This window comes from Herbidospora yilanensis, from assembly GCF_001570565.1.
Taxonomy (GTDB): domain Bacteria; phylum Actinomycetota; class Actinomycetes; order Streptosporangiales; family Streptosporangiaceae; genus Herbidospora; species Herbidospora yilanensis.
On record NZ_BBXE01000038.1, the window covers coordinates 1 to 26,605 of the forward strand.

The 26,605-nt window shown below is 71.9% G+C and carries 27 protein-coding genes; 5 read left to right on the forward strand and 22 right to left on the reverse strand.

The window, feature by feature from the left end:
• Positions 1 to 124: 124 nt before the first annotated feature.
• Positions 125 to 382: a phosphopantetheine-binding protein gene (locus tag AW273_RS29250; RefSeq protein ID WP_062355019.1), complete on the reverse strand. Its 258-nt coding sequence runs from the start codon at positions 380 to 382 to the stop codon at positions 125 to 127.
• A gap of 191 nt (positions 383 to 573) precedes the next feature.
• Between AW273_RS29250 and AW273_RS29255 the strand changes: the two genes are divergently transcribed.
• Genes AW273_RS29255 through AW273_RS29265 form a run of 3 tightly spaced genes read left to right on the forward strand, consistent with a single transcriptional unit; the run spans position 574 to position 4,188 of the window.
• Positions 574 to 2,136, forward strand: a complete 1,563-nt coding sequence (locus AW273_RS29255; RefSeq protein WP_062355022.1) for a condensation domain-containing protein — start codon at positions 574 to 576, stop codon at positions 2,134 to 2,136.
• Positions 2,133 to 3,023: a hypothetical protein gene (locus AW273_RS29260; protein WP_062355024.1), complete on the forward strand. Its 891-nt coding sequence runs from the start codon at positions 2,133 to 2,135 to the stop codon at positions 3,021 to 3,023. Before AW273_RS29255 ends, AW273_RS29260 begins: the two co-directional genes overlap by 4 nt.
• Before the next feature lie 10 nt (positions 3,024 to 3,033).
• On the forward strand, positions 3,034 to 4,188 hold the full coding sequence (locus tag AW273_RS29265; protein ID WP_062355026.1) for a cysteine desulfurase family protein: 1,155 nt from the start codon (positions 3,034 to 3,036) through the stop codon (positions 4,186 to 4,188).
• Between the two features lie 49 nt (positions 4,189 to 4,237).
• Here AW273_RS29265 and AW273_RS29270 read toward each other — a convergent pair whose 3' ends face one another.
• The 18 genes from AW273_RS29270 to fabG are packed head-to-tail and all read right to left on the reverse strand — an operon-like array spanning position 4,238 to position 20,558.
• On the reverse strand, positions 4,238 to 5,185 hold the full coding sequence (locus AW273_RS29270) for a hypothetical protein (RefSeq protein ID WP_062355028.1): 948 nt from the start codon (positions 5,183 to 5,185) through the stop codon (positions 4,238 to 4,240).
• A gap of 13 nt (positions 5,186 to 5,198) precedes the next feature.
• Positions 5,199 to 6,341, reverse strand: a complete 1,143-nt coding sequence (locus AW273_RS29275; RefSeq protein ID WP_062355031.1) for an ABC transporter permease — start codon at positions 6,339 to 6,341, stop codon at positions 5,199 to 5,201.
• Complete coding sequence (locus AW273_RS29280) at positions 6,338 to 7,516, reverse strand: ABC transporter permease (RefSeq protein ID WP_062355034.1); 1,179 nt, start codon at positions 7,514 to 7,516, stop codon at positions 6,338 to 6,340. Before AW273_RS29280 ends, AW273_RS29275 begins: the two co-directional genes overlap by 4 nt.
• A 1-nt stretch (position 7,517) precedes the next feature.
• Entirely contained in the window at positions 7,518 to 8,456 is a 939-nt protein-coding gene (locus AW273_RS29285) for an ABC transporter ATP-binding protein (protein WP_062355317.1), read from the reverse strand.
• On the reverse strand, positions 8,453 to 9,457 hold the full coding sequence (locus AW273_RS29290; RefSeq protein ID WP_062355037.1) for a right-handed parallel beta-helix repeat-containing protein: 1,005 nt from the start codon (positions 9,455 to 9,457) through the stop codon (positions 8,453 to 8,455). Before AW273_RS29290 ends, AW273_RS29285 begins: the two co-directional genes overlap by 4 nt.
• Positions 9,457 to 9,930: a holo-ACP synthase gene (locus AW273_RS29295; RefSeq protein WP_062355040.1), complete on the reverse strand. Its 474-nt coding sequence runs from the start codon at positions 9,928 to 9,930 to the stop codon at positions 9,457 to 9,459. The genes AW273_RS29290 and AW273_RS29295 overlap by 1 nt, the downstream gene beginning before the upstream one ends.
• Positions 9,927 to 10,712, reverse strand: coding sequence for an alpha/beta fold hydrolase (locus AW273_RS29300; RefSeq protein ID WP_062355043.1), 786 nt, complete (start codon positions 10,710 to 10,712; stop codon positions 9,927 to 9,929). The genes AW273_RS29295 and AW273_RS29300 overlap by 4 nt, the downstream gene beginning before the upstream one ends.
• Positions 10,713 to 10,723: 11 nt before the next feature.
• Positions 10,724 to 11,563, reverse strand: a complete 840-nt coding sequence (locus tag AW273_RS29305; protein WP_062355046.1) for an ester cyclase — start codon at positions 11,561 to 11,563, stop codon at positions 10,724 to 10,726.
• Entirely contained in the window at positions 11,563 to 11,988 is a 426-nt protein-coding gene (locus AW273_RS29310) for a holo-ACP synthase (protein WP_062355048.1), read from the reverse strand. Before AW273_RS29310 ends, AW273_RS29305 begins: the two co-directional genes overlap by 1 nt.
• Entirely contained in the window at positions 11,985 to 12,890 is a 906-nt protein-coding gene (locus AW273_RS29315) for an ACP S-malonyltransferase (RefSeq protein WP_062355051.1), read from the reverse strand. Before AW273_RS29315 ends, AW273_RS29310 begins: the two co-directional genes overlap by 4 nt.
• Positions 12,890 to 13,759, reverse strand: a complete 870-nt coding sequence (locus tag AW273_RS29320; protein ID WP_062355054.1) for an alpha/beta fold hydrolase — start codon at positions 13,757 to 13,759, stop codon at positions 12,890 to 12,892. Before AW273_RS29320 ends, AW273_RS29315 begins: the two co-directional genes overlap by 1 nt.
• Complete coding sequence (locus AW273_RS29325; protein WP_062355057.1) at positions 13,756 to 14,985, reverse strand: FAD-dependent oxidoreductase; 1,230 nt, start codon at positions 14,983 to 14,985, stop codon at positions 13,756 to 13,758. Before AW273_RS29325 ends, AW273_RS29320 begins: the two co-directional genes overlap by 4 nt.
• Entirely contained in the window at positions 14,982 to 15,704 is a 723-nt protein-coding gene (locus tag AW273_RS29330; protein ID WP_062355060.1) for a nitroreductase family protein, read from the reverse strand. Before AW273_RS29330 ends, AW273_RS29325 begins: the two co-directional genes overlap by 4 nt.
• Positions 15,701 to 17,941 (reverse strand): beta-ketoacyl-[acyl-carrier-protein] synthase family protein, encoded by a 2,241-nt coding sequence (locus AW273_RS29335; protein ID WP_062355063.1) that lies wholly within the window; start codon positions 17,939 to 17,941, stop codon positions 15,701 to 15,703. The genes AW273_RS29330 and AW273_RS29335 overlap by 4 nt, the downstream gene beginning before the upstream one ends.
• Positions 17,942 to 17,969: 28 nt before the next feature.
• Complete coding sequence (locus AW273_RS29340) at positions 17,970 to 19,022, reverse strand: aminomethyl transferase family protein (protein WP_062355066.1); 1,053 nt, start codon at positions 19,020 to 19,022, stop codon at positions 17,970 to 17,972.
• Positions 19,023 to 19,026: 4 nt separating this feature from the next.
• Positions 19,027 to 19,500: a 3-hydroxyacyl-ACP dehydratase FabZ gene (gene fabZ / locus AW273_RS29345; protein WP_062355069.1), complete on the reverse strand. Its 474-nt coding sequence runs from the start codon at positions 19,498 to 19,500 to the stop codon at positions 19,027 to 19,029.
• Positions 19,497 to 19,787 (reverse strand): acyl carrier protein, encoded by a 291-nt coding sequence (locus AW273_RS29350; protein ID WP_062355072.1) that lies wholly within the window; start codon positions 19,785 to 19,787, stop codon positions 19,497 to 19,499. Before AW273_RS29350 ends, fabZ begins: the two co-directional genes overlap by 4 nt.
• A 21-nt stretch (positions 19,788 to 19,808) precedes the next feature.
• Positions 19,809 to 20,558, reverse strand: a complete 750-nt coding sequence (fabG, locus tag AW273_RS29355; RefSeq protein ID WP_198168423.1) for a 3-oxoacyl-ACP reductase FabG — start codon at positions 20,556 to 20,558, stop codon at positions 19,809 to 19,811.
• A gap of 148 nt (positions 20,559 to 20,706) precedes the next feature.
• Here fabG and AW273_RS29360 point away from each other — a divergent pair, with 148 nt between their 5' ends.
• A complete protein-coding gene (locus tag AW273_RS29360; protein WP_062355075.1) occupies positions 20,707 to 22,257 on the forward strand; it encodes an FAD-dependent monooxygenase in 1,551 nt (516 codons plus the stop codon).
• Here AW273_RS29360 and AW273_RS29365 read toward each other — a convergent pair.
• Complete coding sequence (locus tag AW273_RS29365) at positions 22,238 to 23,656, reverse strand: AfsR/SARP family transcriptional regulator (protein WP_198168424.1); 1,419 nt, start codon at positions 23,654 to 23,656, stop codon at positions 22,238 to 22,240. The genes AW273_RS29360 and AW273_RS29365 overlap by 20 nt on opposite strands.
• Before the next feature lie 285 nt (positions 23,657 to 23,941).
• Between AW273_RS29365 and AW273_RS29370 the strand changes: the two genes are divergently transcribed.
• A complete protein-coding gene (locus AW273_RS29370; RefSeq protein ID WP_062355077.1) occupies positions 23,942 to 24,856 on the forward strand; it encodes an aldo/keto reductase in 915 nt (304 codons plus the stop codon).
• Here AW273_RS29370 and AW273_RS29375 read toward each other — a convergent pair.
• Positions 24,832 to 25,500, reverse strand: coding sequence for a response regulator (locus AW273_RS29375; RefSeq protein ID WP_062355080.1), 669 nt, complete (start codon positions 25,498 to 25,500; stop codon positions 24,832 to 24,834). The two genes, AW273_RS29370 and AW273_RS29375, sit on opposite strands and share 25 nt — an antisense overlap.
• Positions 25,481 to 26,188 carry a sensor histidine kinase gene (locus tag AW273_RS38195; RefSeq protein WP_062355082.1) on the reverse strand — a complete coding sequence of 236 codons (708 nt, stop codon included), beginning with the start codon at positions 26,186 to 26,188 and terminating at the stop codon, positions 25,481 to 25,483. Before AW273_RS38195 ends, AW273_RS29375 begins: the two co-directional genes overlap by 20 nt.
• Between the last annotated feature and the right edge of the window lie 417 nt (positions 26,189 to 26,605).

Genomic DNA, 26,605 nt, shown 5'->3' on the forward strand with positions numbered 1-26,605 from the left:
CCTCAGCCGCCCGCGCGACCCGGCTCCGCAGCTCGCGATAGGTGAGCGTCACATCCTTGTACGTGACCGCCGCGTGGTCGTCGTCCCCGAACCGCAGCAGGTCGTCCACGCGCGACAGCACGGCTCAGTACCCCGTCCGCGCCGAGTCCAGCAGCGCCGACAACCGCGTCCACAACGACCCCACCGTCGCGAACGTCTCCTCGTCGAGGATGTCGTCGGGCAGTTCCCGGTCGTACCCGTCCTCCAGATCGACCAGCAACTGCACCACCCCCATCGAATCCAGCCCGAGCGCGGTGAGATCGTCACCGGGAGCCAGGTCACCCGGGCCGGCGTAGGGCAGGTGCCGGCGGAGAATGGCCTGGAACTCGTGAGGTATTTCCATCACGGGTCTCCTTGAAATCCCTGCGCTGAATTACCTCGTTCAGGGTCATTGAATTTCTCGACAACTGTCAAGAAAGGGCTCTGGCAGCTTTTTGCCTAAGACAACATGCCAGCGGCAGGTCAGGACGGCGGACGTCTTCTCATTTAGCCTGAGTAGGCTGAACCGTTCAACCGCAGGAGGCGGGGTCGCCGATGAACACGAATCTCGGCTGGGGCCAGCATTACATCTGGCTCCGTTACCACGAACTGCCGCCGCACGCCCGCCACAATACACATATCATTCTGAATCTAGAGATTCCAGCGGGCCTGACGATCCCGAACTGCCGGGCGGTTCTCAACCAGACGATCCGCAGGCACGAGACGCTGCGCACCACCTACCACTTCGACCTCGACGGCGATCCCTACCGGGTCGTCCGCCCGCCCGGCCCGTGTCCCCTCGTCGTCCTGTCCGCCGAGAAGGACGGCACGGCCATGCCCGCCGAGGTCGTGGAGCGGCTCGGCACGACCGAGTTCGACATCGCCGAAGAGTGGCCGATCCGGGTCGTCATCATCACCACCGAGGGCGTGCCCCGGCAGGCGGTGGTGGTGCTGAACCATCTCGCGGTGGACATGTGGACGGTCACGGAGCTCAAGCGCGAGATGTGGGCGAGCTGCGCGGGCGTGGTGGCCCGGCGGCCCACCGCGGTCGAACCGGTCCGGCACCGCCCCTCCGATCTCGTCCGGCACGAGGCGTCTCTGGACCCGGCGCCGGCGCTGGCGTACTGGGAGAAGGAGATCGAGGCCATGCCGGCCGACGGGTTCGGCGCACGCCGCCGGCCCGGTCCGCCCGTGGAGACGCTGCGGGCGTCGCTGGTCTCCCCGGCCCTGCTGGGCGCCGCGCAGCGGATCGCCGCCCGCCACCGGGTGTGGCCGTCGCAGGTGCACCTGGCGGCCTACACGGCGCTGATGGCCGCCTACACCGGCGGCCCGTCCTTCGACCATCTGACGCTCACCGGCAACCGCGAGAGCGGCCCGTACTCGCAGGTCCTGACCTGCATGTTCTCTCCGCTGCTCATGCGCGTCGACGTGCGGGACGACCCGCCCTTCGCCGAGTTGCTCGCCCGCGTCGCCGACCGGTTCGAGCAGGCGCGGCAACACGCCTACGTCCCGTACGACGCGGTGGTCGAGCTGCTGGCCAGGAAGGGCACCCGGCTGGCCTCGGAGTTCAACTTCATCAAGCAGCCCACCCTGGAGTCCCGCGCGCGGCGCAGCAGGATCACCTGGCAGCCGGCGGCCGCCGCTTACGGCACCGACACCTACGTCCGGGTCGACCAGTGGCAGGACTCCGTCGTGGTCGCGCTGAACGCCGCCTCCTCCGTCATGGACGGGGGCGCCGTCGAGCGGTTCCTGCGTGCCCTGGAGACCACGATCCTCACCTACGACGCGACGCCGGACGGCCTGCGGACCAGCGACATCGCCGCACTGGCCGGCTTCGCCCCGGCGCCTCCGCCCGGCCCGTGGCACGACATACGACGTGTCCCGGAGCAGGGGGCGGTGGAGGTCCTCGCGGCCGCCGTGGGCCAGGCGAACGGACTCGCCGACGTCGACCCGGCCCAGAACTACGCCGAGGCCGGAGGCAGGGTCCTGCGGATTCCGCGGGTGCTCGCCCTGCTCCAGGACCTCGGATGGGCGGGAGTCACCCTTCACCAGCTCACCGGGGTCACGCCGCTGAGCACCCTGGCGGGCCAATTACTACAACCCGGAGTTCGATCATGACTGAACTGTCTGCGGAGACCATAAGCAAGTCCCACCGACTCGTCGCCTCGGAGCAGGAGCTTCGCGCCGCCATCGACCGCGAGCTCGCCACCACGAACCTGGACGAACTCGTCGTCATGGGCGGCCACTTCATGTTGTTCGAGGAGGAGGGCACCGGCCGGCTCGTCCCCGGCGTCCTGGAGGAGCAGTCCACCACCACGATGCGCGACCGGATCGCCGGCCGGGTCGGGATCTTCCCCGGATACACCTGGCGGCTCTCGGTCGACCTGATCAAGTCGTACGAGGCGATCGTCGCCGACCGCAGACTGCTGCTGCTGATCAACGACTGGCAGTACGTCCCCACCGGCGGCCGTCCCGCCAGTGAGCTCCGCGCCGAGTTCCTCGACGGCTTCACCGGGCTGCCCGACGGCTACGAGCGCATCCTGCGCGAGGCGGGGCTGGACGCCGGGAGCGTGCTGCCCAGCCGCAAACATCCGCTGGCGTTCCCGGAGACCTGGCTCAAATACCGTTTCCAGAAGGCCGCCGACAAGTTCGTCAAGCAGGGCAAGCTCGAAAAGCGGGTGCTGGAGTCCGGCGCGAAGGACACCGAGGTCTCGTTCCTGGACGAGTCGGGCAACTACCGCACGCTGATCAGCTGCGGCGTCACCGGCTGCGCCGGCGAGATCACCGAGATGATCTCGGAGGTCCACCAGGCCGGCTACCGGACCATCGTGATCTTCGCCCCGGGCGAGTGCCTGTCCCCGGTGCGGACCGGAGTCGAGATCGCGCTCAGCCTCTACGGGCTCACCGGCATGACCGTCGTGATCGCCGACCCCGGCGGCAGCGGCGAGATGTCCACCGACGAGATCTACTCGAAGCTGGTGACGGTCAGCACCTTCCGGAGTTGAGGGCGGAACGATGGACGTCATATACCTGGACAACTGCGCCACCACCCGGGTGGACGAAGAAGTGCTCGACGCGATGCTGCCGTATCTGCGGGAAGAGTTCGGCAACCCGTCCTCCCCACACCTGCTGGGCAAGCGTGCCCGCAGGGCGGTGGACGGGGCCACCGAGTCCGTCGCGCGGCTCCTCGGCGCCGACCCGGCCGGCGTCGTGTTCACCTCCGGCGCGACCGAGAGCAACAACATCGCGCTGCTCGGCGCGTTCGGCCACGACGACCGCTCCCCGGTCAACGCGGTGTTCTGCCCCACCGACCACAAATCGTCGTTGTCGGTCGCCCGCGCGCTGCGCGGGCGCGGCGTCGACATCCGGACCATGGCGGTCCGGGCCGACGGCGTGGTCGACCTGACCCGGTTCGCCGGCCAGCTCGACTTCGACTCCCGGATGGCCACGGTGGCCTGGGTGAACAGCGAGATCGGCACCATCCAGCCGGTCCGCGAGATGGCCGCGCTCTGCCATGAGAGCGGCGCCCTGCTGCACGTCGACGCCGCCCCGGCCGCGGGCCGGATCCCGATCGACGTGGCCGGCGCGGCCATCGACACGCTGGCCATGTCCGCCCACAAGATCGGTGGCCCGAAGGGCATCGGCGTCCTGTACGTCCGCCCGGAGATCCGCCGCAGGATCCGCCCCATCACCTACGGCGGCGGCCAGTACGACCTGCGCAGCGGCACCATCCCCACCCACCTGGCGGTCGGCCTCGGCAAGGCCTGCGAACTGGCCGCCACCCGGATGGAGGAGGACGGCAGGAAGGTCGCGCTGCTGCGCGCGACCGCGCTGGAACTGCTCACCCGCCGGATCCCCGGCCTGCGTCTCAACGGGCGCCCGGAGGCCGGCGTCCCGCACGTGCTGAACCTGGTGCTGCCGGGGGTGCGCGGCGAGAGCCTGGTGGCGAGCCTGCCGTCGGTGGCGCTGTCGACCGGATCGGCGTGCAACTCCGACTCCCAGGAACCCTCACCCGTGCTCATCGCGATCGGGGTGAGCGCCGAGGACGCCAACAACTCCATCAGGATGTGCCTGAGCCCCCGCATGACGGTCGAGGAACTGGTCACCGGACTGAACCTGGTCTGCGACCGGGCCCTGGGCCTGGCCGGAGTCGTGGCGGCGATGCGCTGAGAACAGACACGCTGAGAACACGGGTCCGCCGCCGACGCGGCGGACCCCCTCACGCGCCGCCGGCCAGGAACGTGCGCGCCGCCTGCACACCCGCCTGGAACCTGCTGGTGGCCTCCAGGTCACGCATCAGAGTGGCGATGTGCCGGCGGCAGCTCCGCACCGACATGCCGAGCTTGCGGGCCACCACCTCGTCGGTGTAGCCCTTCGCCATCAGCCCCGCGATGGCCTGCCGCAGGTCGTCGGCGACGTTCGCGTAGCCGGACTCGGCGCCCTCCAGCGGCGTCGCGGTGTCCCACAGGTGGTCGAACAGGTCGAGCAGGAACCGCACGATGCCGTCGTTGTGCACCCGCGCCACGTTGGTCTCGCCGTCCGACAGGCCGAACAGCACGACCAGCGTGCGGTCGAAGACGACCGCGGAGCGCGGCACGTGACTGACCGTGCCGATGGCCGCGCCCGCGTCGATGAGCTGCTTCAGCTTCATCCGGGTGGCCAGGTCGGCCCGGTTCCGGTGCTGGCAGACGATCCGCACGGTGACGCCGCGCGAGAGCAGCGGCAGGTAGGCCCGCGCGAGCTCCTCGGCGTCGTCCTCACCGGACTGCAGGACCAGCACCTCGGTACGGCAGGCGTCCCCGGCCATCTTGAGGAAGCCGCGCACCTCCAGCGACCCGGCCAGGTACTCGATCGGCGACGGCGCGGGGCCGACGAAGTCCCGGATCTGGTCGATCAGCTCCCGCCGCTGGTAGATCTCCCGTTCGACCGAGGAGACCAGCGCGTTGGCCGCGACCTGCGGGTCGACCGGGATGAACCGGTGGGCGGCGCCGTCCACGGCGCGTAACAGGCGGCTCTCGACGAGCTGGTTCACCGCCTCGTTCAGCTCGCGCATGCCGATGCCGAGCTCGCCGGCCGCCACGTCGAGACCGTCGATGGCGCCTTTCCTGGTCGCGTATCGGTAGACACCCGCGATGTCGGCGGGCCATTTGGTGGTCGAATTCATCATGTGTGCTGCCTCCTCAGAGGGTTCTCGTTCGTCGGCTGAACAGGACAAGGGACAGGCTCAGCAGAACGGCGGCCATCAGGCCCAGGACGGCGACTTCGAGCAGCACGTCGCCGAGTCCCGTCCCGGGCCGGGACAGGGTCAGGAGGGCGTCCATTCCCCAGGCGTGCGGGAAAAGGTGGCCGATGGCGTTGAGCGTCTGGCCGGCGGCCTCGGCGGGCCACAGGCAGCCGCCGAGCATGCCGAGCACGATGCCGAGCGGCGGCCCGATCGCGGACGGCTGCGCCGAGGAGCGGACCAGGCTGCCCATCAGGATCGCGGCGCCGGTGGCGACCAGCGCGAAGACGCCCACGACGGCGGCGACGCCGAACGGCTCGCCCCAGGAGACGCCGAACAGCAGCGAACTCACCACCATGATCAGCACCGCCTGGGCGGCGGCCACGATGAAACGGCTGAGCGCCTCGCCGAACAGGACGGCCCCGCGCCGCACCGGGGCGGTGAAGGCCCGGGGCAACATGCCGATGCGGCGGCTCTCGACGAGCGCGGCGGCGACGGCCATGGAGTTGATGAACGTGAACAGCAGCAGGTTGGCCGGGGCGGTGTAGGCGAAGCCCCGCGGGGTGTCGGATGCCGTGTCGGAGTTGACCACCTCGACGTCGGCCGAGGCGGCCTGCGCCCTGCGCACCAGTTCGGCGGCCTGGGCCGGGGTCGCGCCGGCCGAGGTGGCGGCGCGGGTGGCCTCGATGACGCCGGCGACCCGGCCGACGGAGGCGTCGACGGCGCTGCGGGCGGCCATGCCGCTGCCGCTGGACTGGGTCATGACCAGCTCGAACCTGGTCGAGCCCGGCGGGATGACGACTCCGGCGGCCAGCGCGCCGCCCCGGACGCCGGCCCGCAGCTCCTCCTCGCCGCCGACGGCGGTGATCTCCAGGTCGGGGTGCGCGCGCAGTTCCGCCAGGACGGCGGCGGCCACGGGGTCTGAGTCCTGGGCCACCACGCCGACCGGCAGCCGGGAGGCGGCGGCGCCGCCGCCCAGCGCCATGCCGACGAAGATGATGCTGACGAACGGCATCACCACGATGAAGAACAGGCCCACCCGGTCGCGGGAGTGGCGGCGCAGGTTGGCGGCGACCAGCGCGAGAACGGGGTGCGGTCTCATCCGAGGAGTCCCTTCCTGAAGCCCGTCGCGGCGAGCCCGAAGGCGGCCGCGGCGATCGCGCACAGGACGCCGATCGGCAGGGCCACCGAGGCCAGGCCCGCGCCCGAGCCGGCCAGGCCGGTGAGCCCGGTGGTGGTCCAGGCGTTCGGGGTGAACAGGGCGATCTGCTGGAGCAGGTCCGGCAGGGTGTAGAGCGGGACCAGGCTGCCGCCGAAGAACGCGGCCACGAAGGAGATCACCATGATCACTCCGTCCGCCTGGGCGTCGGTCCTGGCGCGGCTGGCGACCAGCATGGTGATCGCGGTGGCGGCCAGCACGTGCGCGAGCAGGAGGGTGAACACGGCCACCGGGTCGCCCCAGGTGGAGCCGAAGATCAGCACCGAGGAGGCCCAGGTGACGCAGACGCTGACCATGGCGAGCACGAACCCGACGACGGCCTTGCCCGCGATCGGGACCCAGCCGTGGATCGGCCCGGCGCGCATCCGGTCCAAGGTGCCCTGTTTGCGTTCGATCAGCAGGCCGCGGAAGGACGCGCCGACCACGAAGAAGGCGAACAGCGCGGCCATGCCGGCGCCGTAGTAGACCGACAGGTCGACCCTGCCGCCGGCCATCGGGTCGTTCTCCAGGGTCAGGGCCGGCCCGGCCGCGCCGTTGCGCTCCACGAACTCCTTGACCTCGGCGGCGGGCACGCCCGCGTCCAGGGAGGCGCGGACCGCGAGCGTGCGGGCCCGCACCAGGCTGGAGATCCGGTCCACCACGGCGTTCGCGACCACCCCAGCCAGCGGCGTGTCCGCCGAGGTCAGCACGCCGACCTGGCCGCCCTCGCCCGCGCCGACGCTGTCGCTGAACCCGGCGGGGAAGATGATCGCGGCCCCGATGTCGCCCGCGTCGAGGGCGCTCTGGGCCTGCTCACGGCCGGGCAGGTCGCGCAGCGTCAGCACACCCTCCAGCTCCGTGGACGCCAGGACCTCGCGGCGGACACCGGCGGGGAACTCGCCGCCGTCCAGGTCGACCATGCCGATGGTGGCCCGCAGCGGCGGGTCGTCACCGCCGAGCGCCACCCCGAACAGGGTGGCCATGGCCACCGGCACGATGATCGCGATGATCAGGGCGGTCCGGTCCCGCACCCGGGTCCGGAGCTCCAGGGCGCTCACCGTGAGAAGCGATCGCAACATGTCAGTCCCTGAGCGTGCTGCCGGTGAGGTGCAGGAAGGTGGCCTCAAGGTCGGGTTCGACGACCTCGACGGCGGTGACGGCGGCGATGCCGTCGACCGTGGAGATGACCGAGGGCAGCAGGTACCGGCCGCCTTCGGCGATCAGCCGGATCGACCCGGCCGCGGTGCGGACCGCCTCGGTGACGCCGCCCAGGCCGCGGAGCTTGGCGAGCGCGGTCTCGACGTCGCCGTCCAGGGTGAGCTCGATCCGGTCGGCCCCGCCGACCAGCTCGACCAGCTCGTGGCGGGTGCCCTCGGCGACGATGGAGCCGTGGTCGATGATGGCGACCCGGTGACAGATGCGCTCGACCTCCTCCATGTAGTGGGAGGTGTAGAGCAGGGCCATGCCGTCGGCCACCAGGCGTTCGAGGCCGTCGAGGATGGACTTGCGGCTCTGCGGGTCGACACCGACGGTGGGCTCGTCCAGGATGAGCAGTTCGGGCCGGTGCAGCAGGGCCGCGCCGATGTTGATGCGCCGCTTCATGCCGCCGGAGTAGGTGTCGAGTTTGGCGTCGGCGCGGTCGGCGAGCCCGACCATGTCGAGCACCTCCGCCACCCGCCCGCGCACCTCCCTGCGCGGGAGACCGAACAGGCGGCAGAAGAAGCGCAGGTTCTCCCGGCCGGTCAGATCCGGGTAGAGGGCGATCTCCTGCGGGACGTAACCGATCTTCGCCTTGGCCGCCATCGGGTCGGCCGAGAGGTCCGCGCCGCCGACCACGACCGTGCCCGCGTCGGGCTTGAGCAGGCCGACCAGCATGGAGATCGTGGTGGTCTTGCCGGCGCCGTTCGGGCCCAGCAGCCCGTAGGCCTCCCCCGGCGCGATGGTGAACCCGACGTCGCGCACCGCGGCCACGCCGCCGTAACTCTTGCTGAGGTTCGCACAGGTCAGCGCGTTGGTCATGGCCGCCACCCCACCGCTTCGCCGGGCTCTCCCTTGGCGGCCACGTTGCCGGCGAAGGTCTGGAGCCCGAGGTCGACGCCGAGCTGGTAGTCCAGCGGCGTGTTGCCGGTGACCCTGTTCCAGAGGACGTGGTTGGCCACCGCGTCGTCGCCGCCCCAGCCCTTGGACGAGCCCATCACGAACGCGGCGCCCATCACGGACTCGCCGCTGGGGTGGTTGTCGTGGACGTCGTTGTCGACCACGCAGACCCGCTCGGTGCCGATCAGCGCGATCCCCACCCCCGAGATCGGCGGGCCCGCCGCGCCCAGCGCGCCGGGATCGTCGCCGCCGGAGGCCAGGTCGTTGCCGTGGACGTCGTTGCCGGCGACCAGGCAGTCCCGCACGCCGCCGTCCGGCTCCCCCTCGTAGGTCTGGTTGAGCAGCATCAGCCCGATCGCGTTGCCGTGGCTGACGTTGCGCAGCACCCGCACCCCGCTGGAGTTGTCGACGAACACGCCGAACGCGTTGGCGAAGGTCTCGTTGCCCTCGATGAGCGCCTCGCCCCGGCCGCAGAAACTGACCGCGACGCCGCCGTACTGGCTGCCGGAGGCCCGGCACCGGAGCACTTCGCAACCGGTGCCCTCCCGCACGTAGACACCCCAGACGGCGTTGTCCACGGCCGTCACGTCCCGGACGGCGAGGCCGGTGACGGAGTGCGCGTAGACACCGGCGCCGGAGAAGCCGCGCACCGTGAGCCCGGCGACGGTGACGTCGCGGACGCCGTGCGCGACGACGCCGGAGACCACGTCCTCGCCCGCGTCGTGCAGGCCCGGGACGTCGGGGCGGAGCCCTGGTCCGGGGAGCAGCACGGCCCCTTCCCCGCACAGGGTCACCCCGTCGTGCCTGATCCAGACGTTCCCCGGGTACTCCCCCGCGGCAAGCAGGATCGTCGCGCCGGGGCCCGCCTCGTCCAGGGCGGCCTGGATCGACCCGCCGGGCCGGACGGTTCTGGTCGTGGACATCAGGCGTCCTTCCTGTCGACGTAGACGACGGCGAGGGAGACGAGCAGCCCCGCGCCGCTCCCCCAGCGGGCCGCGCCCGCCACCTGGCCCTGCCCGGCGGCCAGGCGGAGACGGGCGGCCTCCCGGCAGGCGCCGCGCAGGATGTACGCCGCGCCGGCGGCCAGGGCCAGGCCGGTGGCGGCGGTGAGCTCGGCGGCCGCCTCGTCGAGCAGCTCGCCGGCCCAGAGCGGCGGCGGCTCCGGCGCGGCCTCGAAGTCGTGCCAGCTGAAGCCGGGCGGGCGGCCCCCGACGGCCTTGATGAAGCTCTCCTTGACCGGGAACGTCGCCGTGCCCGGGCCGCGGTCATGTTCGGCGAGGGTGGTGAGGTGGCGGGCGAAGGTCACGCCGCCGCGCGCGACGGCACGGGTCAGCCGGTCGGCCGAGACGATGTCCACCCCGATCAGGACGGCGGGCGTGGTCATGCGGGTGGTCATGCCGGCACCCGGCCGTGACGGTCCAGGAACGACTCCAGGATCGCGGTGTACTCGGCGGCCCGTTCGATCATCGGGATGTGGCCGCTGTCGGCCACGACGACGACCTCGGCGGCGGGGTAGCCGGCGAGCAGCTCCAGCCAGGGGTCGACGGGGGTCATCCGGTCGTGCCGCCCCCACACGTACGCGGACGGGCAGCGCACCTTGTCCAGCGCGGGCCTGACCTGGTAGCGGCGGGTTGCCTTGATGCTGCGGGCCATGCTGACCATCGCCTCTGGCTCCAGCAGCATGGTGCCGACGCCGTCCATCTGCTCCTGGGTGAAGAACCGTTCCTCGCCGTGGAAGAGCGCGGCCATCATCCGGTCGCCGAACTCCGCGCCGACCGGCCGCACGCTGGCCCGCCGGTCGAAGCTGAGGCCGACGTCGGGGTCGGGGGTGAGGCCGGGGGCGCCGCTGACCACGATGCCGCGCACCCGGTCGGGGTGACGCCCGGCGAGGTCGATCGCGACGAGCCCGCCGAGCGAGTTGGCGCACACGATCACGTCCTGCGCGCCGGCCTCGTCGCAGGCCCGCAGGAGCGCGTCGCCGAGCCGTTCGATCGACCCGGCCACCCGCCGGTCGAGGGCGCAGATGGCCTCGTGGGTGCGGAGCACCGGCACTCCCGCCGCCGCCAGGCACCGGTAGGGGTGCTCCCAGATCCAGCCGCCGGCGAACAGCGCGGACATGAACACCACGGCCGGCCGGTCGCCGTCCCCCGGCGCGTGCTCGAAGGTGAAGTCGGTCATCGTTGCTCCCGTCAAAGTAGGGGGACGTCGCCGGGGGTCCACCCGCAGCCGCAGGCCGCGCCGTCGCCGAGCCTGACCACGGTGCCGCAGTCGGCGCAGCGGGCGTACTCGCGGATGGCCTCGGGGATCAGGACGCCGGCCAGGCCCCGGGTGCAGAGCCCGGCCTTGAAGAACCTGCGCACCGCCCGCTGGTGCGGGCGGGCGTGCACGGCACGCACGGACTCCGGCCGGTCGAAGGCGGCGAGTGTGTACTTGCGGTCGCCGATGTCGAACGTGGTGACCCCGAGGAAGCCCTTGGAGGCCCGCAGCCCTTTGACGATCTCCACGCTGAGCAGGTCCACCTCGGCGGCCTCCGCCGGGTCGCGGACCTCCAGCCAGGTCAGGGTGAACGCGCCGGGCCGGTCGGTCCGGTTGCTCGCCGCCCGCGCGCTGACCCCGAACTCGCGCACCTCGTCGGCGGCCGGCACGAAGGCGGCCCGGTATCCGAGCGCCTCGGCGACGGCCAGCCGGTCGAAGGAGCGCCTGACCCGCCCATCGGCGGTGACGAGGTCGGTCCCGGCGATCTTCACGACCCCGCCGACGCCGGGGATGCCCAGGTAGGAGGCACGGTGGTCGGCTTCGATGGTCCACCAGACGGTCACGGCGCCGGTGTCTCCCGTCACCTGCTCGACCTGGAGGCGCGGGTTCCTGAATCGCTCCAGAACGGCCGCCGCGTGCGCGGCCAGCGCGTCGCCGCTCAGCCAGCCGGCGGTGTCGGGGTCCTGGAACCCGGTGACGGCGGCGGCCACGGCGGCGGGGTCGGCGTTCCGCCATGCCTCCAGATGCGCTTCGGCGATCTTCCCGGCGTCCATCACACGTCCCCTTCCGGTACGTCTTCCGGGAGCCCGGCCGAGGCCACGGCCATCGCCAGGGCCCGGCCGGACGCGTGGCTGAGCGAGAGCCGGACGCTCCGGTCGATCCGGGTGGCGAGGGCGGGGCCGAGCCGGACGAAAGGGGGATGGCCGTCGTTGCAGGCGGCGGTGCGGGCGCAGGCCGCGGTGGGCCGGGGCAGGACCTCGACCTGGCCCAGATGCTCGGCCGTCGGCGGGACGTCGAGCAGGCGCAGGACGGCGCGCTTGGCGGCCAACCGGCCGGCCCAGTGCTGGAGCGACCGGCCGGCGCCGGAGCGCAGCCGTTCGGCGGGGGTGTAGACGTCCTCAAGCCGCATGCCGTCCAGCAGGTCCTGCGGCCGGGTGAGCCCGGCGAAGGCGACCATGGCGCTGCCCCACCGGCTCATGCCGCGAGCTCCCTGGCCAGCCGGCGCAGCGTGCCGGGGTCGGCCATGCTCAGGCAGCGCGCGCCGGCCCGCCGGGACAACCCGGCCAGCACCTTGCTGTCGCCCACCTCGACGGCGAGCCCGAGCGCGTCCACCACCGTGACCGTGTCCGTCCAGCGGACCCGGCCGGTGAGCTGGGCGATCAGCGAGTCCCTGAGCACGTCGAGGTCCTCGGTGGGCCTGCCGGTGACGTTGGGCACGACCGGCACCCTGGGCGCCGTCATCGGCGCGGCCCGGACGGCCTCGGCCCACCCCGGCACGGCCGCGGCCATCAGCGGCGAGTGGAACGCGTTGCCCACCGAGAGCTGCACGATCTTGCCGGCGTCGGTGGCCAGGCCGGTCAGCCGGTCCAGCGCCGCCGTCGAACCGGAGACGACCACGTGTCCCGGCGCGTTCTCCAGCCCGACCACGAGCGGCTCGGCCGGGGTCGCGGCCAGCGCGGCCAGCTCCTCGACCCGCTCGACCGGCAGGCCCATCACCGCGCGCATCCCGCCCGTCACGCCGACCCGCGACATCAGCCGCGACCTGGTCTCCACCAGGCGGACCGTGTCGGCCAGCCCGAGCACCCCGGCCGCGTGCAGCGCGGTCAGCTCGCCGACGCTGTGACCGGCCACCACGCCCGGCTCATAACCCTCTTCCCGCAGTACGGCCAGCGCCGCCAGGTTGCACGCGGTCACCGCGATCTGCGCGTGCTCGGTGGCCACCAGCCGATCCAGCGGGCCGCGCACGCACAACGCCGAGATCGGCCACGTCAGCAGTTCGTCCACCTCGTCGAGCACGGCGCGGGCGACCGGCCGGCGGCGCAACCAGGCGCCCATGCCGACCCGGACGGTGCCCTGACCGGGGAACAGGTAGCCGAGCATCAGAGCCGCCTGCGCGGGCGTCGTTCGGCCTGGGCCGAGTCCTCCGTGCCGAGGAAGCCCAGCAGCAGCTTGCTGACCACGTCGGGGGCGTCGAGCGGAATCCAGTGGCCGGCCTCCTCGACCCGCTCGTACCGCCAGGGGCCCTTCACGAACTTGGCCGAGCCGAGCATGCCCTCCTCGCGCAGCGCCTGATCGCCCGCCCCCCAGATGCCCAGGGTCGGGGCCAGGACCGGCGGGAACGGCCGGGCGGGCCGCAGCTCCGCCTCGGGCGAGCGGTTCGCGCGGTACCAGTTCAGGCCGGCGGTCAGCGCGCCGGGCCTGGCCATGTCGCGCAGGTAGCGGTCGTGGTCGCCGTCCCTGCCCATGATCTCCTTGAACAGGCGCCAGCCGTTGCGGCGCAGCAGTTCCTCGCTGACCCCGGGGAACTGGTAGAGCAGCATGTACCAGGAGGCCGCGCGCTGCTCGATCGACGGCCTCGCGAACACCCCGGGGTGGCCGACGGACAACACGGCCAGGTGGTCGATCCTGCGGGGCATCAGGAACGCGTACATCCAGGCGATGGCCGCGCCCCAGTCGTGGCCGACCACGTGCGGGCGGCGGATGCCGAGCTTGGTGGTGAGCGCGACGACGTCGTTGACGATCGTCTGCATGCCGTACGCCTCGACCTCCTGCGGCTTGGAGGAGTCGCCGAAGCCGCGCAGGTCGGGCGCGATCACCCGGAATCCGCCCTCGGCGAGCGCCGGGATCTGGTGCCGCCACAGGTAGGAGGAGTCGGGGTAGCCGTGCAGCAGGATGACGGGGTCGCCTTCGCCCTCGTCCACGTAGGCGATGTCGACGTCGTTGACGCGCACCGTCTTCTTCTCAGTCATGCCGTCTCCCTGAACAACCGTTCCGCGAAGAACTCGCTGAAGCCGAATTCGGGCACATCTTCGGGGGCCACCATGTTCAGCAGGCCCGTGACCTGGGCGGCGAAGTTCTTCGCCATCAACCGGCGGGCCCGGCGGCGGCGTTCCACCGCCTCCTCGCCGAACTCCACGTGCAGCCGGCTGACGATGTCGGCGCCGAACGCGAGCCGGTCGAGCCGGAACTCGCGCTCCCGCACGTACGGCTCGAACGCCGCCGGCGACCAGTCGTCGGAACCGAGCAGGATGTCGCAGACGGTCCGGGAGTCGCGCATCGCGCAGGAGAGCCCGGTGCCGAGCACGGTGTCGGCGTTGCCGGCCTCGTCGCCGATCAGCACCACGCCCTCGGCCAGCGGCGGCCCCTCCGGCACGCTCGACACCGACGGCCACACCGACAGCGGCCCGGCCGGAACGGCCTCGGTGACGGCCTTGCCGCGGTCGGGCAGGCAGTCGAGCTCGAACGCGGCCAGGAATCGTTCGACGCCGCCCTCGCCCCGGTAGCGCAGCTTGTTCTCGGCGGGGAAGTTCAGGTAGAGGCGGGCGCGGCCGTACCCCTGCGGGAAGACCATGAACATGACGTCGCCCTCGGTGCCCATGGCCTGCACGTCGGCCGGCCAGGCGTCCAGGCCCTCGACCATCATGCCGCCGCCCCAGTGGTGCATGGAGTTGCGCATGGTGACGCCGATCTGCCGTCCGACGGTGCAGCCCCGGCCGGTCGCGCCGAGCACCATCCTCGGGCGGATCTCGTGCTCGCCTTCGGCGGTCCGGTAGGTGACGACGGGTTCCCGTCCGGCGGTGACGTGGATGCGGGAGGCGTCCATCACCAGGCGGGCGCCCGAACCGACGGCCTGGGCGGCCATCAGCTCGCACACCGCGTGGTGCGGGAACGACATCGGGCCGCCGATGCCGGGGATGAACCCGGTCATGTCCACGGCTTCCACTTCGTCGTCGTCGACCGCCTCGTCCCAGGTCATCCACTCGCGGATCTCCCAGGCTCCGCCCGCTCCGAAGCAGTCGTAGACGCCGAGCCGCTGCGCCTCGCGGATGCCCCAGGGGGCCAGCCACTCACCGCGGACCAGATCGTGGTAGGCCCGCTGCTTCTCCAGGAGCACGACCTTGAGCCCACCGGCGGACAGTTTGCAGGCCGCCGACGCGCCCGCGATGCCACCTCCGACGATCACGACATCGGTCATGCCTCCCACCTCTCCCAGTACGTGCGTTCCTTCGCGCCGATCCGGTCCGCCGGGCGGAACTCGGTGCCCACCGTGTAGGCGACCGGGATCATGCAGACCTGCGTCACCCCGGACGGGATGCCCAGCAGCTCGCCGACCTGCCGCTCGTGCGGGATGTGCATGCAGGTGATCGTGCTGCCGAGGCCACGGCTGCGCAGCGCCAGCTGGAAGGACCAGATGGCGGGGAAGATCGAGCCGTAGAAGATGCTGGCCCGCATCGGGCCGAGCCGGACGTGATGGCCCGGGTCCTCCGGCGGCTTGGTCGACATGCGCTCCCGCCAGGCGGCGTCGATCGCCTCGATGTCCGGGGGGCGGCCGAGCACGCACGGGATGACCAGGATCGGCACCCGCGCGATCGTCTCGGCCAGCGCGACCACCGACTCGTTGTTGCGGCGTGCCTGCGCCGTGTTCCGCCGCCGCCCCGCGTTGGTCCACACGTCGTTGCGGTGGAACAACCAGGACGCCCGGGTCATCTCGGCGATCTTCTCTTTGACGGCAGGCTCGCTGATCACCAGCCAGCGCCAGTTCTGGTGGTTGTTGGCGGTGGGCGCCTGGACGGCGATCTCCAGGGTCTCCTCGACGATCTCCCTGGGCACCGGCCGGTCCAGATCCAGGCGGCGGCGTACGGACCGGGTCGTGGTCAGCAGCCGGTCGGTCTCGCTCACCTCGAAGAGGGTCATATCGCCCCCAGCAGGACGGCGCCGCGCACCGAGCCGGGCGCGGAGCTGAGCACCAGCGCCCGCCGGGCCGGCTCGGGCAGGTCCGGTCGGCTCAGGTAGTCGGCGAGCCCGCCCGCCACCGGCGTGGCCAGCCCGGTCAGGGCGGGAGCGACCCCGTCCCTGATCGCGAGCGCGGCCAGCACGATGTTCAGGGCGCCGGTCGCGGCCTGGCAGTCGCCGGTGAGCCCGGCCGACGCGGTCAGCGGCACGCCGGGCAGCGCGGCCAGCACGGAGGCGGCCTCCTCGGCGTCGTCGTCGCCCCCGGTGGCCGCGCCGACCACCAGGTCGAGCGGCTCGGTGAGCCCGGCGAGCCCGGTGAGCCCGTCGAAGGGGCCGCTGACGTGGCCGGCGCCCAGCATCCGCGCGTAGGGGCTGCCGCCCCGCGCCGCGCAGTGGTCGGCCGCCTCCACCACGAACGCGACCGCCGCCGACCCGGGCACCCGTCCCGAATCCCGGTCGTACGGCGACACGAACACGTCCTGCGGCACCACGCCGACGTGCTCGTCGGCGGCCACCACCAGGACCACGTCCGCCTTGCCGTCCCTGATCATCTCCACCGCGCAGGTCAGCGCGATCGACGCCGACGCCCCGCCGTTGCAGATCGTCGTGGTCGGCCCGCGCAGCCCGAGGGTCTGGCAGACCGCGCCGCCGGTGGCGTTCAGCACCACGTTGGAGAAGCTGAGCACGGCCGGCTTGTTCGGGTTGGCCGCGATGCTGTCGTCGAAGCCGCCGGTGCTCTCCGCCGACCCGGCGCCGGTGGCGAACACCAGCCCGACGTCGTCGAGTTCCTTCCTGGGCAGCTTCAGCCCGGCGTCCTCCCAGCTCAGCCGGGCGGCCGCGATGGCCATCCTGGACAGGTTGTTCATGTGCCGCCAGAGGGAGCGGGGCGCGAACGTCCGTCCCTCCAGGGAGGGCCGCGCGCCCAGCGCGTGGCGGCGGGCCAGGACGGCCTCGGTGGTCTCGGCGATCCCGGCCCCGAGCCCGCTGACCGGCCCGAGCCCGGTGATCACGACCTCGCGCGGCGCCGGTTCCGCCCACTCCCGGTCGGGGCCCGGCGTGGTCAGAACCAGCGAGACGTTGTTCCCGCCGAACGCGTAGTTGTTGGAGACGACCGTGTCGGTCGACAACTTGCGCGCGAGGTTCGGCACGAAGTCCAGGTCGCCCGGCACGGCGTCGGCGTCGAAGCCGATCGTGGGCGGCGCGATGCCGTCCCGCAGGGCGAGCACGGCGGCGACCGCCTCGACCGCGCCGGCCGCGCCCAGGGTGTGGCCGACGAACGACTTGATGCTGCTGGTCGGCACCTGTCCGGCGCGCGGCCCGAAGACCGCGCGCATGACCTTGGCCTCCATCGCGTCGTTGGCCGGGGTGCCGGTGCCGTGCCCGCTGACGTAGCCGACGTCGTCGGTGGTCAGACCGGCGTCGGCGAGCGCCCGCCGCATCGCGGAGACGCCGCCGCGGCCGGTGGGGTCGGGGGCGGTGGCGTGGTAGGCGTCGGCCGACAGGCCGTACCCGGCGACCTCGGCCAGCGGGACCGCGCCCCGGGCCAGCGCCAGGTCCAGCGGCTCCAGCAGCAGGAACGCGGCTCCTTCGCCGAGGTTCAGGCCGTCGGAGTGGCTGTAGGGCCGGCACGGGCCGGTGCTCAGGGCCTTGAGCCCGGCGAAGCCGGCGTAGGTGCCGAACAGGAGCGGGTCGACGCCGCCGGCCAGGACGGCGTCGGCCTCCCCGGCGCGGATCTTGTCCTTGGCCAGCCCGACCGCGTTGCCGCCGGCCGCGCAGGCCGTGGACACCAGGATGCGGGGGCCGCGCATGCCCAGCCGGTCGGCGATCACGTCCTGCGTGTGGTGCATGGGCTGGTAGTGGCCGGCCGCGTCCGGGGTGGCCTGGCACTTGCCGAGGATCATCCCGAACCGGGTGGCGTCGACGCCGGTCAGCCCCGCCTGGGCGATCGCCTGGCGGGCGGCGATCAGGGCGAGCCCGGCGGTGCGGTCCAGGGCGGTGTCGGGCTCGGGCAACTGCCCGGTGACCCACTCGTCCGGGACCTGTCCGGCGTACCGGGCCTCGAAGACCTCGAAGGCCGGGTCCTGGATGGGGGTGAGGCCGCCTTGGCCGGCGGTGAGCCGGTGCCAGAACTCCTCGGGGTTTCGGCCGATGGCACAGATGACTCCCAGGCCGGTGACGACGACGGGCCGCAGCGCCATACTGGATCTCCTTACCTGGCGGAACCGATCAGATGATCGGAATGCTCCAGCTCTTGGGCACGATGTAAGGGCTGGTCAGCGTGGTCACCCCGGCGCCTTCCACGGTGAGCTCCAGCCCGGCGGCGGCCAGCCCGGCCTCCACCCTGGCCAGGCCGAGCGTCGTGCCGAGGCCGACGCTGCGCACCGCGAACACCACCTCACCGATGTCCTCGCCGCCGGCCAGGACGCGCGCGCCCGGCTCGGGCACGGTGTCGCCGCCGGAGAAGCCGACGGTCCTGCGGCCCTGCCGGGACTCGAACGCGGCGAGCACGGCCTCCTTGCCGACGAACTCGTCCTTGGTGACGTCGACCAGCCAGTTGGCGCCGATCTCGATCACGTTGACGTCGCCGGCGGTCTCCAGCCGGGGGATGGGCTGGCGCACCTCCAGCATGGCCAGCTCCAGCGCCTCCTGCCCGGCGGGCGTGACGTGCTCCAGGGTGGCCAGCCACAGGTCGGCGGCGGACTCGACCGGCACGATCATCTGGTAGCCGTACTCGCCGGTGAACCCGGTCCGGGCGAAGATGATCTCGACGTCGTTCCACACGGTGTCCGACACCGCCTCGAAGGGCAACGAGGCCAGCTCGCCGTCGATCAGGCGGCCGACCACGCCCCACGCGTACGGGCCTTCGAGACCGATCACGGTCAGGTCGGCGGAACGGTCGGCGATCTCCACGCCCTCGTCGCCGACGGCGCGCAGATGCTCAAGCAGCCGGGCGCCCGCCCCGACCGAGCTCTCCAGCAGCAGGCCGTCCTCCCGGCCGAACGCCAGGACCTGGTCGACGACCCGCCCGTCGTCGTCCAGCACCAGGCTCATCATGCAGCGCTCGGAGGTCAGGTACTCGACGTCGCGGGCCAGCACCCGCTGCGCGAAGTCCACCGCGGCCGGGCCGCTGATCTCGATCAGCGTGTGGCCGCTCAGGTCGAGCGCCACCGCCCGTTCCCTGAGCACCTTGTACTCGGCCGACAGGTCGCCGAAGCGGAGCGGGACGGTGGCGTCGCCCACCTGGCCGTACACGGTGTCCTCGGGGTGCGTGAGCGTCATCTGGTCACACCTTTCCTGCGGCGGCGTTGCCCGCCGGATCGACGATGGTGAGGATTCCTTCGGCCGCGACCTGGCCGTCGACCCGGGCCGAGACCCGGAACTCGGCGAAGCCCGCGCCGCCTCCGGTCCGCTCGGCGGTCAGGTTGAGCCGGTCGCCGGGGACGACGGGGCGGCGGAACCGCATCGACCTGACCCCGGCCAGGTAGCTGATGCGGCTGGCCCCGGCCAGGGCGAAGACCAGGCCGGCGAGTTGCGCCATGGCCTCGATCATCACCACGCCAGGCAGCACCGCCTCGGTCGGGAAGTGGCCCTGGAACCACAACTCGGTGCCGGTGACGTTCTTGGTCGCCGTGCCCTTCACGCCGGGTTCGACCCTGCCGACCCGGTCCAGCAGCAGCATCGGCCAGCGGTGCGGCAGCACCTCGCGGATCTGGTCGTTGCTCAGCCCGGTGACGGGGGCCGCCGCCACGATCGTCATGCGGTCGCCCCGAGCCGCGGATCGACCTCGTCGGCGAGGCGGGAGATGGAGCCGAAGACGGCCATCTCGCTGTCGTACAGGGCCACCCCGAACTCGGCCTCGATCGCGACGTACAGCTCCAGCACGTCCAGGCTGTCGAGTTCGAGGCCGCGCCCGAAGAGCGGCTGGTCGTCGGTGATCCAGTCGGGGTCGACCTCCAGGTCGAGGCGGGACACGATCATCTTCTTGATCTGGCTGCACGTCTGCTGACGCTCGGCGGCCTTGGCGCGTAGCTCGTCGACGGTCATCTGTCCTCCAGGTTGGGTTCTTCAGCCGAGGCCGCCGCCGTGGGCGACCACGACAGAGCCGGAGATGTAGGACGCCTTGTCGGATGCGAGGAAGCTGACGATCGAGGCGATCTCCTCGGGCCGCCCCATCCGGCCCAGCCGGATGCGGGACTCGTACTGCTTCCTGATCTCGGCGGGCACCTTTCGGGTCATGTCGGTGGCGACGAAACCGGGCGCGACGACGTTCGCGCGCACCCCGTGGGGGGCGGCCTCGTTGGACAGCGCCTGGGTGAACGCGATGATCGCGCCCTTGGACGCCACGTAGTTGGTCTGGCCGGGGAAGCCGCCGTCCAGGCCGCTGGTGGAGGACAACGTCACGATCGCGCCGCGGCGCTGGTGCTGCATCAGCCGCAGGGCCTCCCGGCAGGCCAGGAACGTGCCGAGCATGTTGACGTCCATCGGCGTGCGGAACTGCTCCAGATTCATCGCGACGAGGTAGCGGTCCAGGGTGATGCCGGCGCTGGTCACCAGGATGTCCAGGCGGCCCCGGACGGTGCGGACCTCGCGGAACATGGCCCGCACCGCGTCCTCGTCGGTGACGTCCGCGCGTACGGCCGTCGCGGTGCCGCCGCGCTCCTCGATGAGGGCTACGACCTCCTTGGCGTCCGCCTCGGAGCGGGCGTAGTTGACGATCACGTGCGCGCCCTCCGCGGCGAGGTCGAGCGCGACGGCCCGGCCGATTCCGCGGGAGCCCCCCGTAACCAGGGCCACGGAGCCTTCGGCAAACAGCATCATCGCCTCCAGATTCGTGGGATTCGAAAATCACACTCGGAAATAGTCTGCAACTTGCAGAATCAAACTACTAAGGTGCGATATCACGCCTGTATCACCGGGTTATCCCAGGATTGACGTGTATTAGGGGATATATGACTCTGGCTCCGTGGATGAACCAGGCGTCGAGAACGTCGAGACTCTGATCGTCGGCGGCGGCCCGGTCGGGCTGGCGGCGTCCATCGAGTTGTCCCGGCATGAAATATCTTCGTTACTTGTCGAAAAACATCCGGATACATCTCTTTTCCCGAAAGCGCGGCTCGTGTCCACCCGGACGATGGAGATCCTGCGCTCCTGGGGCATCCAGGACGAGGTGGAGCGGGCCGGCATGCCGCGCGAGGGCGTGCTGGCGGTCGGCGTCGGCACCTCGCTGAGCGCCGCCGACTACCTGCGCAAGGCGGCGGCCATCGCGGAGGACGCGGCGCAGAGCCCGACCTACACCTATCTGTGCTCCCAGGACGTCCTCGAAGTGATCATGCGCAGGGTCGCCGGGTCAGCCGCCGACGTGCGTTTCGGCACCACCATGACCGACCTGCGGATCGACCGTGACGGGGTCGAGGCGACGCTGGTCGCGGGCGGGGCCGCCACCCGGGTCAGGGCCCGCTACCTGATCGCCGCCGACGGCGGCCGCAGCACGATCCGCGAGCGGCTCGGCATCGCCATGGAAGGCCCGCCCCCGCTCGGGCACATGGTCAGCATCATGTTCGACGCCGACTTCGGCTTCCTGCCGCCCGACCGCCGCGCCGCCCTCTCCTTCGTCCGCAGCACCCCGGGCGGCGCGATCGAGGCGGTCGACAACCGCCGTCGCTGGATCATGCAGACCGGGTACGACCCCGCCAGAGGCGGCAGCGCCGACGACTTCACCGAGGAGTACTGCCTGGCCGCCGTGCGTTCGGCGATCGGCATCCCCGACGTCCCGGTCGACATCGTCGGCGTGATGCCCTGGCTCCAGCAGGCCGCGGTCGCCGCCGAGTTCGCCAGGGACCCCGTCTACCTGGCCGGGGACGCCGCGCACGTGGCCACCCCGCAGGGCGGGTTCGGCATGAACTGCGGCATCCAGGACGCGCACAACCTGGCCTGGAAGCTGGCCGCCGTCCTGCGCGGCGAGGCCGGCCCGCGACTGCTGGACACCTACGCGGAGGAACGCCGCCCGATCGCGGTGCGCACTGTGGACGAGAGCCTGGTCAACGCCATGATCACGTTCCAGATGATGGCCGGGCGGCTGTCCATGCACGAGGCCATCGAGCAGCAGGCGGGGCGGCGCGGGTCGGAGGGACTGGTGCTGGGCTTCCACTACGACTCGGCCGCCGTCATCCCGGACGGCACGCCGGAGCCCGCGCCGGCCGATCCGTACCGGACGTATGTGCCGACCGCCCGTCCGGGCCACCGCGCCCCGCACGTCTGGGTCTCACCCGGCGTGTCCACGCTCGACCTGCTCGGCCCGGCGTTCACGCTGCTCACCGCGCCGGGCAGCGGATGGGCGGCGGCGCCGGGGGTGAAGGTCGTGGAGATCGACTCGGCGGAGTGGGCCGAGGCGTACGGCGTCGGCCCGCAGGGCGCGGTCCTGGTACGGCCCGACGGCCATGTCGGCTGGCGTACCCGCGGCGCCGACCACGCCGAACTGGAGAAGGCGCTCGACGTCATCCTGTCCCGGACGTGACCGGCACGGTGCCCGACACGGTGACCGGCACGGCTCGGGAGCGGATCCGGGCGGCCCCCATCCGCAACCGCAGCGGATTGCCGCAGGAGTGCGCCAGCAGATCCGTCACGGCCTGCGCCCCGGCCGGTCCGGCCAGCAGACCGGCCAGTTCCCTGGCGGCCTCGGCGGCGAGCGGCCGGACGAACTCGCGGTGCGCGCCCTGCCGGGCCACCAGCTCGTCCAGCGGGTCGGTGCTGGTCACGATCACCCGGCAGTTCGCGCCGCCGGGCAGCAGCGGCAGCACCTGGGCGGCGTCCCTGGCCCGGTCCAGCACCACGACCATCCGGCGGCGGGCCGTCCAGCTTCGGAACAGCGCGACCTTCTCGTCGCGGTCGGCGGGGATGTCGGCGCGGGGCACACCGAGCGCGCGCAGGAACCGTCCCAGCACGGCGGCGGGCTCGGTCTCCTCCAGGTCGGCGAACAGGTGACCGTCGGGGAACCAGTCGGCCCGGTCGTGCGCCCACCGCAACGCCAGCGCGGTCTTGCCGATGCCGGCCGGGCCGCTCAGCACGGTCGTGCCGGGCAGCGCCACCTCGGGGTCGGGCCGCAGCACCGCGTCCAGCGCGGCCAACTCCTCTCCGCGCCCGACGAACGGCAGGACCCGGGGCGGGAGCTGGGACGGCACGACCGTTCCGGCCCGGTTGGCGGGCTGCCGCATCAGGCCGGACTCGTCGCGCAGGATGCGCTCGTGCAGGTGGCGCAGCGCGGGGCCGGGCTCCAGGCCGATCTGGTCGCGCAGGTAGCGGCGGGTCTCCTGGTAGGTGCGCAGCGCGTCGGCCCGCCGGCCGGCCCGGTACTGGGCCAGCATGAGCTGGGCCCTGACCCGCTCACGGAACGGGTGCTCGGCGACCAGCGCCAGCAGTTCGGGGATCACCTGGTGGTGGTGGCCCAGCTCGATCTCCAGCTCCAGGCAGGCCTCGGCGGCCTCCAGCCGGGACTCTTCCATCCGGGCCACGTCGTAGCGCAGGCCCCGGATGTCCTCGAAGGGGTTCCCGCGCCAGAGCGCCAGCGCCTCCCGCAGCAGCCGGACCGCCTGCTCCCGGTTCTTGCCCGCGGCCTCGCCCCGGGAGCGGGCCACCAGGGACTGGAACCGCAGCCAGTCGATGCTGTCGGGGGCCGGGCGGATCAGGTAGCCGGGGCTGGAGGTCTCGATCACGCCGGCGCCCAGGACACGGCGGAGCCGGGACACGCAGATGGCGATCTGGCGGCGCGCGCTGGAGGGCGCGGACTCCGTCCAGACCGTCTCGATCAGGCGGTCGACGCTGACCGCGCGGCCCGCGTTGAGCACCAGGCTGGCCAGTATCGCCAGCTCACGGCTGGCGCAGATCCGCAACTCGGCGCCGTCCCGCAGGACCTGCATGGGGCCGAGCACCCGGAATATGAAACCGCCGTCCATCATCGGGCCCATATATTCTCGAAGAGATAATGTCGAGCAATTTCCATAATCTCTCCCGCACGGATTCCACTGACTCCGAACCTAATGAGCGGCCCCGCCGTCCCGGCACCCCTAGCACCCCCCTGTTAACCACCACCCCGCCACCCGATTGGGATTCCCCTATTTCTCCCTGAGAGCGGCAGCGGCCGAACCGTCACTGTACGCTTTTGATCGGACTTTGACCGACAACGAGCTCGCCGAGGGGGGAAATTGCGTTATACGAGACTCGGACGCGACGGCCCGGTGATCTCGAATATCGGGCTCGGCACCCTCGCGCTGTCCGGGGCGTACGGGTCGGTGGACCCCGGCGACGCGCTCAACCTGATCGGCCGCGCGCTGGACGCCGGCGTCAGCATCGTCGACACCGCCGACCTGTACGACGACGGCCGGGTCGAGCGCCTGATCGGCCGGGCGGTCGCGGGCCGCCGCAAGGAGATCGTGGTCTGCACCCGCGGGAGCGGCACCGCGCAGGCGTGCGAGGCGTCGCTGAAACGCCTCGACGTGGACGCCATCGACCTCTACTACCTGCGCTCCCCACGCCGGGACGCCCCGGTAGAGGAGAGCATGTCCGGGCTGGCCGACCTGGTCAGAGCCGGGAAGATCCGCCATGTCGGCCTGTCCGACGGGACGCTGCGGCAACTCCGCGAGGCAAACGCCGTCCATCCGGTGGCCGCGCTCGCGGTGGAGTACTCGCTGTGGGGACTGCGCGCCCAGCCCGGCCTGCTGGCCGAGGCCCGGCGGCTGGGCGTCAGCGTGGTGGCCGCCCGTCCGGTCGGCCGGGGTTTCCTCACCGGCCGCATCCGGTCCGCCGACCAGCTCACGCCCGGCGACTGGCGGCGCCGCGACCCCCGCTTCCGTCCCGCCGGCCTGCGCCGCGGCCTGGACTCCCTGCGTGCGGTCGAGGACGTCGCCGCCCGGCTGGACCTGGGCGCGGGGCGGCTGGCGCTCGGCTGGCTGCTGTCGCAGGGCGACCATGTCGTCCCGGTGCCGAGCACCCGCGACGAGGTGCATCTGGAGATGAACCTCGCCGCCTCCGAGGTGCGGCTCGCCCCGGGCATCCGGGACGAGCTCAGCCGGATCTTCCCGCCCGGGGCGGCGGATCAGTCCGGCTCTCTCCTGATCTGAGCCGGGATCAGCGACGCGGCCATCGCCTTGTTGACCGCGTCGATCCGGGAGACCGCGTTGAGCTTCACGAAGATGTTCCGCATGTGCCGCTTGACGGTCGCCTCGGCCAGCCCGAGCCGGCGGGCGATCTGGAGGTTGCTCAGCGCCTGCGCGGCCAGTTGCAGTATCTCCTTCTCCTTCTCGGTCAGCACCCCCGGCTGCGGGCCCTCCACCTGGGCCAGGCTGGCGCGGGACACGGCGAGCACGACCCGGCCCGGGTCCTCGTACACGCCGCGGACGGCCGCGAGCAGTTCGTGCCGGTGGATGCTCTTGAGCAGGTAGCCGCTGATCCCGGCCGCCAGCAGGCGGGTGAGAAGGTGCGGGCCGTCGTACATGCTCAGGATGACGATCCGGGTGGACGGCGAGAACGTCCGGATCCGGGTGACGGTCTCCAGCACGTCGTCGCCGGGGATCTCCACGTCCAGCAGCACCACGTCCGGGCGGGTGTCCCGCACGAGCTGCACGGCGTCGGAGGAGTTGCCCGCCTCGCCGGCGATGACCAGGTCGGCGGTGGATTCGAGGATCTCGCGCAGGCCCTCGCGGAACAGGGCGTGGTCGTCGACGAGCGCGACCGAGATCCGCCCGCTAGAGCTCTTCGGGCTCACGCGACTGCCTCTTGAGCGGAACGGACAGGTCGACCCGGCAGCCGCTGCCCGGGTCGCTGGTGATCGCCAGCCGGCCGCCGAGCAGCTCGGCCCGCTCCCGCATCGAGGCCAGCCCCACGCCGCGGCCCCGGGCCCGGGACGGCTCGAAGCCCCGGCCGTTGTCCTGCACGAACGCCTGGAGTTCGTGCGGGGCGATGTCGACCCGCATCAGGATCATCGACGGCCCGCCGTGGGTCAGCGCGTTCCTGGTCGCCTCGCGGATGATCAGGAAGGACTCGTCCAGGACACGCGGCTCGGCCCACGACTCGTCGCCGTTCACGTCCAGGCCGACCGACACCCCGTCGTCCTCGATCGCTTCGAGGAACCCGAGCAGCGCCTTCTCCAGGCTCTTGACCCGCACCTGCGGGTGCAGTTCCGAGGTGATCTGGCGGAGGTGCTCCATCGCCTCCTGGATCGCCTGCTGGGCGATCCCGATCTTGATGGCCGCCCTGGCGGGGTCGGTGACGCGATGGAGCTCCGACAACGCGAGCTGCTGGTGGGCGACGCTGACGCCGTGACCGATCCGGTCGTGCAGGTCGCGCGACATCCGGCGGCGCTCCTCCTCCTGCGCCTGCTGGACCTGGTTGAGCAGGAACCCGTGGTAGCTCTCGGAGGCCTCCCTGACCCGGCGCGACAGGCTCTCCTCCATGCCGGTGGCGACCAGCGCGAAGACCTCGGTCGGGTGGTCGGAGCCGGCCGCAATTTGCCGCGCCAGATGTGTGAGCGCGGACCTGAAAAAAAGTGAGCCCGCCTCAAGAGATGCCTTCGGATGAACTCTGGAAGCCGCCCTGCTGGTGCCGACTTCCCAGGCGTGAAACTTATAGAGTTCGCTGACCTGCACTTTTCCGGAGCGTAGTGTCGCGGCTACGTCGTCGAGAACGTACTGGGCCGTCATAAGAGCCTGGCGAACCGCGTTCGGATCCGTGGAGAGCGCGTTGCCGGTGGCGTGCAGCTCCGACTCGAATTCCTCGAGGATTTCGGCCCGGCACGCATCCACGAATCTCGCCGGATCACTCTCCGCCCCGAAATCAGCACCCAAGGAAGTCCCTCTCGATTTGGGACGTGC